Annotated in this window: 13 protein-coding genes, 1 tRNA gene and 1 pseudogene; 6 read left to right on the top strand and 9 right to left on the bottom strand. The window is 39.7% G+C overall.

What is annotated here, in order from left to right; translation table 11 throughout:
• Positions 1–102 precede the first annotated feature (102 nt).
• Positions 103–1,128 carry a LacI family DNA-binding transcriptional regulator gene (locus PGZ10_RS06845; RefSeq protein ID WP_117822659.1) on the top strand — a complete coding sequence of 342 codons (1,026 nt, stop codon included), beginning with the start codon at positions 103–105 and terminating at the stop codon, positions 1,126–1,128.
• Between the two features lie 132 nt (positions 1,129–1,260).
• Here the strand turns inward: PGZ10_RS06845 and PGZ10_RS06840 are convergent, their stop codons facing one another.
• Together PGZ10_RS06840 and PGZ10_RS06835 are read right to left on the bottom strand one after the other, a co-directional pair.
• Positions 1,261–1,851 (bottom strand): cytidylate kinase-like family protein, encoded by a 591-nt coding sequence (locus PGZ10_RS06840; RefSeq protein WP_117555431.1) that lies wholly within the window; start codon positions 1,849–1,851, stop codon positions 1,261–1,263.
• Positions 1,852–1,942: 91 nt separating this feature from the next.
• Positions 1,943–2,605: pseudogene (locus PGZ10_RS06835) on the bottom strand (MATE family efflux transporter); the annotation flags it as partial.
• 226 nt (positions 2,606–2,831) lie between these two features.
• Between PGZ10_RS06835 and PGZ10_RS06830 the strand changes: the two are divergent.
• Positions 2,832–4,055 (top strand): M28 family metallopeptidase, encoded by a 1,224-nt coding sequence (locus PGZ10_RS06830; RefSeq protein WP_173826181.1) that lies wholly within the window; start codon positions 2,832–2,834, stop codon positions 4,053–4,055.
• 280 nt (positions 4,056–4,335) lie between these two features.
• Here the strand turns inward: PGZ10_RS06830 and PGZ10_RS06825 are convergent.
• A tRNA-Gly gene (locus tag PGZ10_RS06825) sits at positions 4,336–4,406 on the bottom strand.
• A 181-nt stretch (positions 4,407–4,587) separates the two neighbouring features.
• Here PGZ10_RS06825 and PGZ10_RS06820 point away from each other — a divergent pair.
• The gene (locus PGZ10_RS06820; RefSeq protein WP_182450900.1) at positions 4,588–5,412 is read left to right on the top strand and encodes a polysaccharide deacetylase family protein; all 825 of its coding nucleotides are present in this window, start codon (positions 4,588–4,590) and stop codon (positions 5,410–5,412) included.
• A gap of 33 nt (positions 5,413–5,445) precedes the next feature.
• On the opposite strand, the gene PGZ10_RS06815 is transcribed toward PGZ10_RS06820, so the two are convergent.
• The gene (locus tag PGZ10_RS06815) at positions 5,446–6,240 is read right to left on the bottom strand and encodes a Cof-type HAD-IIB family hydrolase (RefSeq protein WP_117555425.1); all 795 of its coding nucleotides are present in this window, start codon (positions 6,238–6,240) and stop codon (positions 5,446–5,448) included.
• Between the two features lie 177 nt (positions 6,241–6,417).
• Between PGZ10_RS06815 and PGZ10_RS06810 the strand changes: the two genes are divergently transcribed.
• The gene (locus PGZ10_RS06810; protein ID WP_117555423.1) at positions 6,418–6,765 is read left to right on the top strand and encodes a DUF6465 family protein; all 348 of its coding nucleotides are present in this window, start codon (positions 6,418–6,420) and stop codon (positions 6,763–6,765) included.
• Between the two features lie 11 nt (positions 6,766–6,776).
• Positions 6,777–7,025, top strand: coding sequence for a hypothetical protein (locus PGZ10_RS06805; protein ID WP_022219869.1), 249 nt, complete (start codon positions 6,777–6,779; stop codon positions 7,023–7,025).
• A gap of 59 nt (positions 7,026–7,084) precedes the next feature.
• On the opposite strand, the gene PGZ10_RS06800 is transcribed toward PGZ10_RS06805, so the two are convergent.
• Genes PGZ10_RS06800 through PGZ10_RS06780 form a run of 5 tightly spaced genes read right to left on the bottom strand, consistent with a single transcriptional unit; the run spans position 7,085 to position 14,140 of the window.
• A complete protein-coding gene (locus PGZ10_RS06800; protein WP_270540975.1) occupies positions 7,085–8,920 on the bottom strand; it encodes an alpha-amylase family protein in 1,836 nt (611 codons plus the stop codon).
• Between the two features lie 2 nt (positions 8,921–8,922).
• On the bottom strand, positions 8,923–11,106 hold the full coding sequence (locus PGZ10_RS06795) for an alpha-galactosidase (RefSeq protein ID WP_270540974.1): 2,184 nt from the start codon (positions 11,104–11,106) through the stop codon (positions 8,923–8,925).
• A gap of 27 nt (positions 11,107–11,133) precedes the next feature.
• Positions 11,134–11,976, bottom strand: a complete 843-nt coding sequence (locus PGZ10_RS06790; RefSeq protein WP_117555417.1) for a carbohydrate ABC transporter permease — start codon at positions 11,974–11,976, stop codon at positions 11,134–11,136.
• The gene (locus PGZ10_RS06785) at positions 11,976–12,851 is read right to left on the bottom strand and encodes a carbohydrate ABC transporter permease (protein ID WP_008370893.1); all 876 of its coding nucleotides are present in this window, start codon (positions 12,849–12,851) and stop codon (positions 11,976–11,978) included. Before PGZ10_RS06785 ends, PGZ10_RS06790 begins: the two co-directional genes overlap by 1 nt.
• Positions 12,852–12,865: 14 nt before the next feature.
• Positions 12,866–14,140 (bottom strand): ABC transporter substrate-binding protein, encoded by a 1,275-nt coding sequence (locus PGZ10_RS06780; RefSeq protein WP_270540972.1) that lies wholly within the window; start codon positions 14,138–14,140, stop codon positions 12,866–12,868.
• Between the two features lie 292 nt (positions 14,141–14,432).
• Here PGZ10_RS06780 and PGZ10_RS06775 point away from each other — a divergent pair, with 292 nt between their 5' ends.
• Positions 14,433–15,284, top strand: a complete 852-nt coding sequence (locus tag PGZ10_RS06775; RefSeq protein WP_270540971.1) for an AraC family transcriptional regulator — start codon at positions 14,433–14,435, stop codon at positions 15,282–15,284.
• Positions 15,285–15,462: the final 178 nt, after the last annotated feature.

Genomic DNA, 15,462 nt, shown 5'->3' with positions numbered 1-15,462 from the left:
TTACGTAATCGGTTATTTTTCCATTGCGTTTTTCCATGAGAATTGCTATACTAAAGAATATTATAGACTATTAGCCGTCATATTGAAGGAGATTCAACTTTTATGAGTAAAAAACAGGTAACTTTTGCAGATATTGCAGAATACACAAATTTTTCAAAGACTACAATATCAAGATACTTCAATCATCCTGATTCTCTTACCTTAGAAAATCAGGAAAAGATTTCACAGGCTCTTGACACACTTGGATATAAAAAGAATAAGCTGGCAAAGGTCCTGGCGAATGGAAAAAGTGAATTTATCGGAATCATTGTTCCAAACCTCTACCTGCACTATTATTCTGAGATGCTGACACAATTTCTTTCCAGCTACAGAGATTATCATTATAAATTTCTTGTTTTCGCCAGCGAACATGGAGCTGAAGAAGAACAACAGTACATTGAGGAACTTCTATCTTATCAGATTGAGGGACTGATTGTTTTAAGTCACACGCTTCCATCCGAGAAGCTCGCTTCCTATCAGATTCCTGTCATCGCAATTGAACGTGAAGCAGAACATATCAGCAGTGTCAATACCGATAACTATATGGGCGCACTTCAGGCTACTTCCCTGTTGATCCGGGATAAATGTGACATATTGATTCATATAAATGTCAATGTGGATAAATCCATCCCAGCTTATGACCGCATCCGGGCCTTTCAGGAAACTTGTGAAGAATATCATGTTCCATATGATATCGATCTGAGTGTAGAAGGTAATTCTTATCATGAGATTTTAAATGTGATCCGGGAGATTTTTAATAAGATAGAAGCAAAATACCCAGATCAAAAAAAAGGTATCTTTCTTGCGAATGATACCTATGCCAATATGTTTCTTAATTTAATTTTCCAAAAATACGGAACCTTTCCTTCAACTTATGAGATTGTTGGATTTGACAATTCCCCGATTGCCAGCGAGGCAATCCTTCCAATCACAACCGTTGGGCAGCAGATTGATGTAATTGCCAAAACCGCCATGGATCTTCTGGTCCGACAGATGGATGAGCAGAAAAAGCGTGCTCCCAAACCATTGGGCGAACCTATTCACAAACAAATTACACCTGTATTGATCCGCCGTAATACAACACAATAGTTTATTTTTCCAGATTAAAAAACACTTTCTGCTACCACTAGGTTTCCTATATTATTTTAACATCCAAGTTATATGCAAAAAACAAGAAGTTTTTAAGGTTAAACCGTAAAAACTTCTTGTTTTTACAATTTTTTACACCCCTAAACATTCCATAATGATCTTCTCACATCTGTCATATCCAAGCTGCGAACTGTTCAGACATAAGGTATAATTGCTGGCTTTTCCCCATTTCTGATCTGTGTAAAAATTATAATTTGTCATACGCCTTTTATCTGTATCTGCCAGCATTTTGGCAGCTTCCTTTTCACCGACATGATATAACTGACCGATACGCTGTATTTTTTCCGGCATATTCCCATGAATAAACACATTTAGCACATCCTCCCTGTCTTTCAGGATATAATCTGCATTTCTTCCAATGATCACACAAGGCTCTTTCTCTGCTATATCTAAAATCACTTTTCTCTGTGCTTCGTATACCATATCTTCTACTGATTTTCCTGTAATGTCACGCCCTGCAAATGCATAGGCAAATAATCCTTTCTTCGGTGATAATTCTGCATTTTCCTTGATGTATTCCGGTGATAAACCAGACTTTTCTGCAATTTCATTGATAATGCTTTTATCATAATACGCAATTCCAAGTTTCTTTGCAACTTCTTCTCCGATAAAACGTCCACCGCTTCCAAATTCTCTACTGATCGTAATAATTCTTTTTTCCATCTCTGTTTCCTCCTTAGCTTAACGCATTGACTTTATATTTTCTGATTCTCTTTAAAAATAAATATCCTATCAGACATGAAATCACTTCCGTAATCGGAAATGCCCACCAGATCAGCGAAACTCCCACCTGACCGATTACAATTGCGTAAGCTGCACCTTTCACTCCCATTTCGGGACAAGGTCCTATACCATAGATCATGATCGGATCAAGGATAATATTTACCACAGCACCAACTACCTGACCGATTGTAGAATAAAGAGAACGTCCTGTCGCCTGCAATAATTTTTCAAATAAAGAAAAGAAAATAATACCAAAAGAAATCACACAGCATATCCGCAGATAACTGACTCCCAATTCAAGTACTTCTGCATCAACAGTCTGTTATGAAATGTATGCTCTCACTCCAAAGAAACCAAATAATAAACAAACCACATAAATGATCACGCCAAGAACCAGACTGTTACCAGCTACCTTCGCAGCTTTTTTCCTGTTCCCCTGTCCAAGTGTCCTTGCCAGAAGTGCATTGGTTCCTACACCGGTTCCGATTCCTACTGCTACCATGAGCATCTGCACCGGAAATACCAGAGTCAAAGCATTTAATGCTGCTTCACTGCCTGCTTTCATATTTCCTACAAATGCACTGTCTACGATATTATAGACTGCCTGTAATGCCATGGATAAGATCATCGGGATCCCCATTTGGACCATCAGCTTATTCACCGGCATCTCCTTCATCTTGTTGCTTTCTACCATTTTGTTTTAACTCCTCTCTTTTTGGCACAAAAAAATATCTTGTAAATTCTGTTTCAGATGGTGCAAAGGCAATTGACTTTTCTATCACAGAAGAAAAACAGCTGTTAGCAATATAAGAAAAAATACGAATGATACTTAAAACCGTGCTACTAAACTTGTCGGGATTTTGCTATAATGTATGTCAGAAGGAAAAATCTGAAAAAAGAAGAAAAGGAGTATTTTTGAGATGGATTTACAGCAGATTTTTAACGACACGGATTTTGTCCATACAAGTGGGACAAAAGAAGAATTGCAGGTTGCAGGATATCTGAAAATGCAGTGTGAGAACATGGGGGTTCCGGCACAGATCGAAGGTTTTCGCGTGGCAATGGGCGATATTGAAGAGGTTCATTTGTATGCAGATGGGGAAGAGATAACATGCAAGGCTTTTTCCTGCTGCGGAAGCGGTGTGGCAGAAGGAGAGCTGTATTACATGCCGGGAACAGATCCAGTATCGATTGCAGGAGCCAAAGACAAGATTGTTCTGATGGACACACAGGGATTTGGATTCTTTACTTACCGGGATCTGATGAAGGCAGGTGCAAAGGCAATTCTCTGCCAGTATGGTAACTTATATTATCCACAGCAGGATATTGACCAGAGAGATCTTCGGGAAGCAGTTGTCGGAGAAGAAAAGAAAGTCCTTTGTGCAATGATTCATACAGGAGATGCGGTTAAGCTGGTAAAAAATCATGCGAAAAAGATGCGGTTAGAGATTAAGCAGAAGGAATATGACGGAGAATCCCATAATGTGATCGCAGAACTTCCGGGAAAAAAGGAAGAGTGGATCATGCTTAGTGCACATTATGATACAACCGCTCTTTCACATGGTGCTTATGACAATATGAGTGGATGTGCAGGACTTCTCGGAATTATGGAATACATGAAAGACAAAGAACGCAATTACGGTCTTCGCTTTGTGTTCTGCGGAAGCGAGGAACGTGGTTTATTAGGATCGAAAGCTTATGTGAAAGATCATGAGGCAGAGCTGGATAAAATCGTATTCAACATCAATCTTGATATGATCGGAACCTATATGGGTAAATTCATTGCATGCGTGTCAGCAGAAGAGAAGCTTTCTCATTACATCAGCTATATGTCAGCGGAAATTGGATTCCCGATAGCTTCTGAGACAGGCGTGTACCCCAGTGATTCCACTCCATTTGCAGATAAAGGTGTACCGGCAGTCTCATTTGCCCGTCTTGCAAGCGGAAATGTTGCACCGATCCATTGCCGGTACGATGTGAAGGCTGTGATGTCCATGGAGCAGCTGCAGAAAGATATTCATTTCCTGAGTTTATTTACAAATCGTTTCACAAACGCTGTGGTATGCCCGGTGAAGAGAGAAATTCCGGAAAATATCAAAAAAGAATTAGATGAATATCTTTTCCGTAAAAGAAAAGAGAATTAAATGAAAGGAAGAACTGTCGCAGTGTAAGAAAAATTTATTTGACTTTTGAAAAAACTGGAAATATAATTATAGCAGACGAGTAGCAGGTAAGCGTAAATCCAGTTTAGCAGCTACTCGTTTTTTGCTTTGTTAAAATAATATATTTGCTATGAAAAAAGTGTGTAGCTTGTCAGCGTAAGTCCAGCTTATAAGACAAGATGCGCACTTTTTTGTGCCAAAAAAAGAACCGCCCTGATCGTTTCATCAACCATCTGAGGTTCTTTTTTTTACGCATAACAAAAGCGGGTGATGGGAATCGAACCCACGTATCCAGCTTGGAAGGCTGGTGTTCTACCATTGAACTACACCCGCGTCTTAAAGACAAATAATATGATATCACATCTCAGAAAAAATGCAAGCCTTTTTTTATTTTTTAATCACTTTTTGTCCACTTTATTTTCTGACCGCTATTTTATCTATTTCGGTTCTTTTCCTTCCATTTCCACATATATTTTATCAATCACCTGTTTTCTATCCGATCGGAGTTCCTTTTATGTTTTCCAGATTAAAATCAAAAAATATTATACGGATCTGTTTTCTTTTCCTTGCGGCTTTCTTTGTGGGAATCGGCGCTGCATTTCTGCATGATCATTTCTTTTCAGCCGCTGTTCCCACCTCTTCTGAAGGCAACTGGGGGCTCAGCTTCCAAACTGATGGGGATCCCCCTGTCGGCAATGCCACATTTGACGAGTTGAAAAAATTTGATGCCTTTTACGCACAGGACACCGGTGAAAAGGTAATCTACCTTACTTTCGATGCCGGTTATGAAAATGGAAATACACCGGCTATTCTGGAAGCTCTTACGAAACATCAGGCTCCGGCAACGTTCTTCGTCGTCGGCACACTTCTGGAAAGCAATCCAGAACTTATCAAACAGATCCTCGCTGCCGGTAACACCATCGGCAACCACACCTGGCATCACAAAGACATGTCACAGATCTCTACAATGGACTCCTTTTCTGAAGAAATCCAGACAGTTGAAAAACTGTATCAGCAGATCACCGGACAGGAAATTTCCAGATTTTATCGTCCACCACAAGGCAAATACAGCGAAGCCAACCTGAAAATGGCACAGGATCTTGGCTATCATACCTTCTTCTGGAGTCTCGCCTACGTCGACTGGTATCAGGATAACCAGCCATCACACGAAGAGGCTTTTGAAAAGCTGCTTGGGAGGATCCATCCCGGTGCCATCGTTTTACTCCACAGTACGTCCTCTACAAACGCTGAAATCTTAGATGAACTTCTCACCAAATGGGAAGAAATGGGTTATCATTTTGCTTCTCTTGATGATCTTATAAAAGCTGCTGCATCTTAGAAAATTTCCTCTGTAACTTTACCGGAGGATTCTCTAATCGATCAGTCCATATTTCTTCATCGCATAAGCAATTCCATCTTCTTCAACGGTCTTTGTCACAAATTCTGTATAAGGTTCCAGCACCTGGTCATGCGCGCCCATCGCAATCGCATGCCCGGCATGCTGGAACATTGCCAGATCATTGCTGCTGTCTCCAAATACATATGACTGGTCTCTCGTCATTCCAAAATGCTCCAGTACCCAGTCAATCGCAGTTCCTTTTGTATAGTCCTTCAGGATACATTCAAACGTATTACTTCCACGGTCGATTACTTCCATATCATCTTTAATAAATTCAAAAAATGCTTTTACATCACTTTTTTCATCCGTATAAATAAAGATCTTATCATATGGACATCTTCTCTGCTCCATATAACGCTCGATTCCAAGTCCACGGTTATTCATGTGTTTTTTTGTATTTTCCAATCTGTCAAATCTTGAAACTCTTGAAGTGAAATACACATCTTCTGCTCCCTCAAAAATCCCATCAATCTGACATTTTGTCATATAATCAGCGATCTCATCGCCCCTCTCCGGATCCAGATGCTTTTCAAAAATAACTTCTTCATCAAATGTAAAATAAATCCCACATCCACACAGATATCCATCAAATGGAAGTTTTTTCAGTTCCACCGGGACACTGCAGTACGTTCTTCCTGTATTGATAAACAAAAAATGTCCTGCGTCGTGTGCCCTTTTAAGTGCATCTACCGTACTTGCGGGAATCTCTTTTGTAATTTCACTGAGTACGGTTCCATCAATATCAAAAAATAATGCTGCTCTATTCATTCTACCTCTTCCTCCCGATTATACTCCAATTACACGATACTCATTATACTCATATCTCACCATTATGCGCAACCCTTTTTCATTTTCTGCAAAATATCTGTGATAAATACCATTTTGACTTCTCCATATAAAAGTAATATAATAGATGTTGTACAATTTGAAAAAGGGGTAATAATAATGAATAAAAGAATCGATAAGAAAAAACAGAAAAGAACACTTGAATCAGCAGTAACTGCTACAGCTACATCATCAGCACCGGCTACAGCAACTCCTGTTGTAGAGATAAAAGAAGTTGTAAAAGAAGTCAAAGTACCAGTAGAAGTTCCTGCCAAAAATCCTGCATTCTATGTTCAGTACCAGAGTGCAGAATATACTGTAGCCGCTATCACAGAACGTGTGATTGCTGACTGCAATGCAAAGGGACACGCTGTAGAAACTCCGGAAGCTCTCTCCATTTATCTGAAACCAGAAGACAAAAAAGCATATTACACCCTTGGAGGGTTCAATGGATATATTGAATTATAAAGGAGTATTTTATGGCGCTTAACTTTCAACAGCTTGGAATGCTTGCAAAACTGAAATCCGCATTTTCCACTTTTCAACAGGAGCATCCTAAATTTATGCCTTTTATTCATGCAGTAAAAGGAGATGCATGCCGCAAAGACAGCATCATCGAAATCTCCGTCAAATCTCCGGAAGGACGGAATTATACCACTAATTTCCGTGTTACCGAAAAGGATTTGGAACTTATCCAGATGCTGAAAGATATGCAGGAAAACCAATAAAGTAAAAAGAGCAGGTAAGAAAGGATAAAATTTCTTACCTGCTCTTTTTCTATCTTACTTTAGCATTTCTTTGCTAATACAAAGGAATGGCCTTCCATTTTTATTGCCTGAAGGCTGACTTTTTTACCGGTATATAAATCCATATACTCTCCCTCTTCTTCGATCCAGGCTGTCCGGTCCTCTTCTGCGAAATTAAAAAGTGCTGTCATCTGCTCGCCCTCCAGTTCCCGCACAACTCCAAGGATTCCATTTTCCCAGGTATCAAGCGTCCAGACATTTGCCGATGCGTCAAATACTTTTTCCTTACTTCGAATGGATCTAAGTTTTCCAATTCCATCAAACAGTTCTTTTTGTACCGTTCCTTTTCTCTTTCGTCCGTCTGCCAGCTTCCAGTCAAATTTTCCTCTGTGGATATACCTGGAATCAACCCGTTTTTCCGGATCATTTTTATAAGTATAATCATTTACCTGACCAATCTCATCTCCACTGTAAAGCATTGGAATTCCGGATTGCACCATCATATATGCATGCAGCATCAGATCAAATCTGACTGCTCTTTTTTTCTTTTCTTCATTTTGTTCAAATCCGGCACTTTCAATTCCACACATGGAAGCTGTCGTTGCACAGAATCTGGCATCTCCTGTTATCGGATCTTCATTATAAAGTTCCCCGCGGCTCACACTTTCTGCGATTTTTCCTGTGAAAAAGTCATTCAGATATCTTTTGTGTGGGACTTCCTGCATTCCCCAACCGGCAAGTGTCTGGAAATCCAATCCCCATCCAATATCATCATGACATCTGAGGTAATTTAAGAAAGTATACTCTTTCGGAAGGTTGTTCATAATATCAAGCTGCATCCGTAAAAGTCTGGTATCTCTCGTCGCAACCGTATTCCATGTAGTAGCCATCATAGTTACATTATAAAGCATATGACATTCCGGCTTTTCTATGGTACCAAAATAAGGGACTACTTTTTCCGGTTCCATCACGACTTCCCCTAATAATACAACCGACGGGCACACAATCTCCCCGATCATACGCATCATCCTGACTATCGTGTGTACCTGTGGAAGATTTCTGCAGCTTGTCCCCATTTCCTTCCAGATATAAGGAACTGCATCGATCCGCAGAATGTCAATCCCCTGATTGACCAGGAAAAGGAAATTATACATCATTTCGTTAAACACCCTCGGATTCTTATAATTCAGATCCCACTGGTAAGGATAAAAGGTAGTCAACACGTAGTGTCCGATTTCAGGAAGCCCGGTGAAATTCCCCGGTGCAGTTTCCGGAAATACTTGTGGCACTGTTTTCTCATATTCTCTGACATAGTTTTCATTGTCACAGAAAAAATACCGGCTCATATATTCGCCTTCACCCATTCTTGCCTTCTGTGCCCATTCATGATCTTCGGAAGTATGATTCATTACAAAATCCATACACAGATTCATGTCTTTTTCATGGCAGGCTTCAGCCAGATCTGCAAGGTCTTCTATGGTTCCAAGTTCCGGCTTTACTTTTCTGAAATCCGCAACCGCATAGCCTCCATCGGATCTTCCCTTTGGCGAATCGAGAAACGGCATCAGATGAACACAGTTTACACCACATTCTTCCAGATACTTAAGCTTTCCTTTGACTCCTCTTAAATTTCCGGCGAAATTATCAATATACAGCATCATTCCCAGCATGTTTTTTTTACGATACCACGCCTGATCCTTTTCCTTCTCCAGATCTCTCTTTCGAAGTTTCGCATTTCTTGCTTGATAGTAATTCTTCATCTGTTCACAGAGCTCTGCAAACATTGCTTCATTATCATATAATTCCATATAGAGCCAGCGAAGCTCATCCATATGCTTCGCCAGTCTCTTTTCAAAAATATCATTTGCTTTTCTCATTTTTATTCAACCATTTCCAGATAAATCTGATATGCTTTGTATTCACCAAATTCAAGAGGCATCGGAATTCCAACTTCCATCAGAGCCTCTGCTGGATAAATTTTTCCGGTTCTTGAATCTTTATAGAATTGTCCGGCACGCAGACCTTTCAGTTTCACATAATTTACTGTCATATTTCCATGGATTTCAAGCATAACTACATTTACGAGTACTTCTTTCCCATCTTCTGATGCAAATTCCCATGCGCTGATTTCTTCTGCAAATGGATTACTCAGTCGATAGTAAAGTCCATTTTGTACAAGTTGTGCGTATTTTTTGTATTCTGCTATCTGTTCCCGGATCTCTCCGCACTCTTCATCTGTCATTTTCGCCGGATCCAGTTCATAGCCGAAGGTTCCTGCCATAGCACAGACACCTCTTGTATGGAGTGATGTCTTTCTTCCTGTCTGATGATTCGGAACTGCAGATACGTGGGATCCAACTGCTGATATCGGATACCCAAAGGATGTTCCGTATTGGATCCTTACACGATCCACTGCATCGGTATTGTCACTGCACCAGATCTGTGGTGTATAATACAGCATTCCCGCGTCAAAACGACCTCCACCACCACTGCATCCTTCGATCAGAAGGTCCGGATAGCGGCTGATAATACGCTCCAGGAAATCATAAAGCCCAAGTATGTAGTCATACTGCACACTACCCTGTTCTTCTGCTGTTCTAGAATATACTTCTGCCATACTTCGGTTCATATCCCATTTTACATATTCGATATTTCCCTGATCGAGTACCTGACACATCTGCTCATAAACAGCATCCACAACTTCTTTTCTCGAAAAATCAAGGATCAGCTGGTTTCTTCCTTTTACCGGTTTTCTTCCCGGAATCTGAATTGCCCAGTCCGGATGTTCACGGTAAAGATCACTGTCTTCATTTACCATCTCCGGCTCAAACCAGAGCCCGAATTTAACACCTAATGCATTGATCCTGCTGATCAGGTCACCGAGACTTCCCTGCAGCTTTTCTTCATTTACCTTCCAGTCGCCAAGTCCACTGTTGTCATCATTTCTACTTCCAAACCATCCATCGTCCAGTACAACCATATCGATTCCCAGATCCTTTGCCTGCTCGGCAAGATGATAGATATCTTCTCCTGTAAAATCAAAATAGCATGCTTCCCAGCTGTTGATCAGTACCGGTCTAACTTTTTCTTTATATTTTCCGCGACACAGATTTTTACGGATACATCTCTGCAGATTCTGGGAAAGCTTTCCAAGTCCCTGACTGCTACAAGTTAAAATAACTTCAGGAATCACAAATTCCTCTCCTTTTTTCAGTGGATAAGAAAACTGTTCTTCCTGCAGTCCCATCTGCATTCTTGTCTGCCCGAACTGATCCTTTTCTACTTCTGCTTTAAATCCTCCGCTGTATACAAAAGACATTCCATAACAGGTACCGGCATCTTCTGTCGTTTCTTTTTCTGCCAGTATCATCATCGGATTGTACTGATGGCTGGATGTTCCTCTACGGCTTCCAATTACAAAAGCTCCATGTCCTGCCGGTGTTCTCTGCATATTTCTTTCCATCGCATGGCGGCCGTAAAAAGAAATGATATCAAACTCACCATGAACAAAATCAATACATGCTGCCTGTGCTTTTGTCAGTCTGATTTTATCTTCTTCTGTATTGATCACTTTTGCACTTCTTGTGATCACATCATACTCCGGAAGAACTCCATAAAGTAATTCTACCTGTAATCCTGTCACCTGATCTTTCATATAAATGATCAGAGTCTGGGCTTCCTCTTCTGCAGCATAAACTGCCGGAAGCCCCTTCAAATTGTATTTTCCATCACAAATCTCATATCCCTGATATCTAAGATCGCATCCAAAAGAACCATCTGCATTTACAAGGTCAAGCACCGGACTCCTGAAATCTCCTGTCAGTCGGCATGGAAATTCCTGCGGCAGCACATCAAGGGAATATGTTCTGTCATTTCCTGCATCCTGCGGATTTCCAGAGAAGCCACGGTCTGCATAGGTCAGAAGATAGTCCATAACTCCATCTGTCTTTCTTCCATAATATAAATGCAGTAAAAATCCATATGCATCAATCTGCATCTGATACGTTGTATTATGGGTATGTAATGTAAATGTTCTTGCTTTCTCGTTGTATATGATTCCCATGTTCTTCTCCTTAAGCTTCTGTCAAATTTATTTTACTGCTCCATTTACAACACCGTTCAGAATCTGTTTCTGGCAGATCAGATAGAAAATCAAAATCGGAAGCAGTGCCAGTAAATAGGACGCAAATGCAAGATTATAATTGGTTCCAAACTGTGTCTGGAATGTCATCTGTGCAAGTGGCAGTGTGTTCACATCGCTACCTGCCAGAATTACAAGTGGTGTCATAACATCATTCCATGTACCAAGTGCTGTGAGTACCGCTACTGTTGCATGCATCGGTTTCATGATCGGAAAAATAACACTCCAATAAGTTTTCCAGGTTGTTGCCCCGTCTACATGTGCAGCCTCTTCCAGTGCCATCGGAATATTTTTCAGATAACCGGAATATAAGAGCACATTCATCGGCATATAAAATACAAGATAACACAAAATAACACCGAAAATATTGTCAATTCCCATCTGTGCTGTCTGCTTCACAAGTGGCATCATCAAAATTGCAAATGGAACAAACATACCGCTTACAATATAAAGATAGGCTACTTTGTAAAATTTACTGGTACTTTTACTTCTTCCGATCACATAACCGATCATAGAATGAATCAGAATGGAAAGAACTACCGTTACAATCGTTATCAGCACACTGTTGCCCAGTGAATGCCAGAAATCTGTTACACGCATTGCTTCTGCAAAGTTAGAAAAGCTCCAGCTTTTTGGCAGTGATAAGATTCCGGAAATACTGTTTGTCATTTCCGACGGTTTCTTAAATGCAATCACAACTGTAAGATAAAGAGGAAAAATAACGGTTACAAGACCCAGAATCAATAAAATTGTGATTGGCCAGTTTACTCTTTCTTTCACCTTTACTTTCATTATAACTGTTCCTCCTTATTTCCCAAAAAGTTCATCTGTAATACAGAGATCACAACGATCACTACAAAGAACACAACTGCATTGGCACTCTGGAACCCAAACTGTCCTCCGGCCATACCATTGTTATAAATCAAAAATGAAATTGATTCTGTACTCTGCGCCGGGCCTCCTTTGGTAAGAGCCATGATCTGATCAAATACCATCAGAAAATTCTTCATGCAAAGTACCATATTGATGGTAAAGAATGGAAGGATCAGTGGAAATGTCAGATTCTTGAATTTTTTCCATCCGGTCGCTCCATCAAGAGAACCTGCTTCGTATACATCCTCCGGTACCGTCTGAAGTCCGGAAATATAAATAATCGTATTCATTGCAACAGACTGCCATGCACATACAATTACGATCGCAACCCATGCCCATTTTGAGCTTGCCAGGATACTGTCACCTTTTCCGCCCATCATTTTTACAACTGCCGGAAGAATATAAGTGAAAAAGTAATTGAAAATATAGCCCACTACAAGTGCTCCTAAAATATTTGGAACGAAATACATTCCTCTGAGTGCACTTTTAAATTTAATTTTACTGTTTAATCCAAGAGCTAAAACAAGACTTAACACATTTACAACTATTGTTGCAACAATTGCAAGCTTGAATGTAAACAGGTAGGATTTCCCGACTCTTGCATCAGTAAATAAGTCTGTATAATTCCGAATACCTACCCAGTCAAACTCGCCATATCCTCGAAAATTTGTAAAACTATAAATAACACCTTTAATAAGAGGCAGCGTATTAAAGCAGAAAAACAACGCAAGTATCGGTATCGTAATCAGTAAAAATGTCCGCTCTCTGCCATTCATCCTTTTCAATTTATTCATGATCTGTATCCCTCCTACTTGCCTGCTTCATAATCTTCTATCATACGAATGATATCCCTGTTATATCTGATCCAGTCTTTGTCAAATTTTTTCAGGAATGCGTCAACATCCTGGTTTATGAGAAATGTCTGGATTTGTGCATCGACTGCCATTTCTGACGGATAATAGTGATCCTGGTAATCCGCCATACGGTTATCCTGAATATATGGTTTCATATCTTCCAGCTCTGGAGCCAGTGCAAAATCTTCATCTTTACAAGGCACTGCATTCTGCGCTTCTAAGTATGTCTGGATACTTTCATGATCCATCAGAAAATCAAGGACTTCATATGCCGCTTCTTTATTTTCACATGCATCCATCACACAGAACTGCAGATCTACTCCTGAATTTAATACATTGTCCTCTTCCGAATCATTAGCCGGCATAACAAAAGAACCGATATTCATATCCGGATTTACAGATTTGATCTGCGGAATTGCATAGCTTCCGATTGTATACATCGCTGATTCACCATTTGCAAATGCAGTACATGCATCGTTGTATCCGTATGCAAACGGTCCATCTTCACCATAGTTTAACAATTCAAGCATTTTTTCTGCCACTTGAGGATATTCTTTGGAGAAGGTTGTTTCTCCCTTATTCACCTGCTGACAAACATCGGATGGTGCAAGTCCGACTGCAAGTGCATTCCAAGGTGCAAGGCAGGTCCAGGTATCTTTATATCCAAAATAAAGTGGCTGGATTCCTTCATTCTGAATCTCCTCGCAAAGAGAAACAAATTCATCCCAGGTCTGCGGAATCTCCCATCCATGTTCCGCAAACATATCTTTGTTATAGAGCACTCCTGCCGCATTTGCCACATACGGAAGCCCATATGTTCCTTCTGTCGGAACAAACTCCAATCCTTCAATAATATCCAGATAAGCAGGTTTTACCTCACTAAGTCCTTCATAATCTGAAAGGTCAGCCAGTATTCCTGAATCAACAAAATACGAATAATTGATATCTCCTCCGATTCCGATAATATCCGGATAATCTTCTCTGATAAAACGTGTTTTCAAAATTGTTGTCGCATCATTTGGGGAAGATATTTTTAAATGGATATCATCATGTGTCTCATTAAATTCTTTTTCGAGCTGTTCAAATATATCTACCGCCTCTGGTTTATACTGAACAAGTTCAATTTCCACTTTTCCGCTTTTTGGATTTTGCTGACATCCCTGTAATACAGCTGATGCCATCAGAATACAGGACATTCCCAAAACAATTGCTGCTCTTTTCCTTCTCATTTTTTCTCCTTCCTCACAGGTATATTCGTTTTTAGTTACCGCTCGATATATCAAGTGCTTTCTTTATAGTTGTATTATAACATACCATTATGCGACTATAAATATCATTGTATTTGAATTTTTATTCCAAAATGCTATTATTTTCTTCTTTTTTGCTAAATGCATAGCATTTTGGTATATTTTAGTTGCAATCTATTTATTAAATCAGTAGAATAAATATATATATCAACTGACTTAACATCTGCTAAACATCATTTTTTCACGGCAGAGCACCTATGAGAAAGGAATTATTATGAAAGAACTTATGTTTTCAGTATTTCCAAGCGAGAATTTTGTCGATCTTGGATTGTATCAGTTTGGTTACGAACAATGTGAACCGGCGCATAGTTTTGGTCCTGCCGTCCGTAATCATTTTCTTTTTCACTACATTATCTCCGGTACTGGAATTTTAATGGCAAATGATTCCCACGGTGTGACACAGACCTATCACGTAAAAAGTGGTCAGGGCTTTATGATTTTCCCCGGTCAGATCAATACCTATATCTCTGATGAAAAACTCCCCTGGGAATATACATGGATTGAATTTGACGGACTACGTGCAAAGGAAACCATTGAACTTTCCGGACTTAGTTTGGATAATCCGATTTATAAAGCTACTTCTAAAGATCTTCGCGAAATACTGAAAGAAGAACTTCTCTATATTGCAAGCCACGGAGACGCAACACCTTTTCACCTCATCGGACATCTCTATCTTGCAATTGATGCTCTAATCCGTTCTACGGCTACTATGCAGACATCGAAAATCAGCCGCCTTCAGGATTTTTATATCCATGAAGCGTTATCCTACATAGAGCAGAATTTTCAAAACGATATTTCAGTTGAAAACATCGCTGCTGTATGCGGATTAAACCGCAGTTATTTCGGAAAAATTTTCAAAGACGGAATTGGAAAATCTCCTCAGGAATTTTTGTTGAATTATAGAATGATTAAAGCTGCTGAATTATTAAAACTGACAAAGCTTTCCATTAAAGATGTAAGTAATGCAGTCGGTTATCCCAACCAATTACATTTTTCCAGAGCATTTAAAAATATTTATGGAATATCGCCAAGAGACTGGCGTAATCAGAACAGACTTAAACAATAATAGAAAAAGAATGCTGCAGTTCAGACTGTGCATTCTTTTTTTATTATTTAATATGTAATAATAAAGAATGTGCCTAGGCTCGTAGTGCCTTTTATTTAACAGGAAGTTCCTACGGATTTTGCTATGCAATAAAAAAGCTGCAAACCCTAACGGTCTACAGCTCCCTTACTTTTTTCAT

Origin of the sequence: Coprococcus sp. AF102-57, assembly GCF_027686195.1 — a bacterium.
Taxonomy (GTDB): domain Bacteria; phylum Bacillota; class Clostridia; order Lachnospirales; family Lachnospiraceae; genus Allocoprococcus; species Allocoprococcus comes.
The sequence above is the reverse complement of the archived record's forward strand: the minus strand, read 5'-3'. Positions and strand labels throughout refer to the sequence as shown.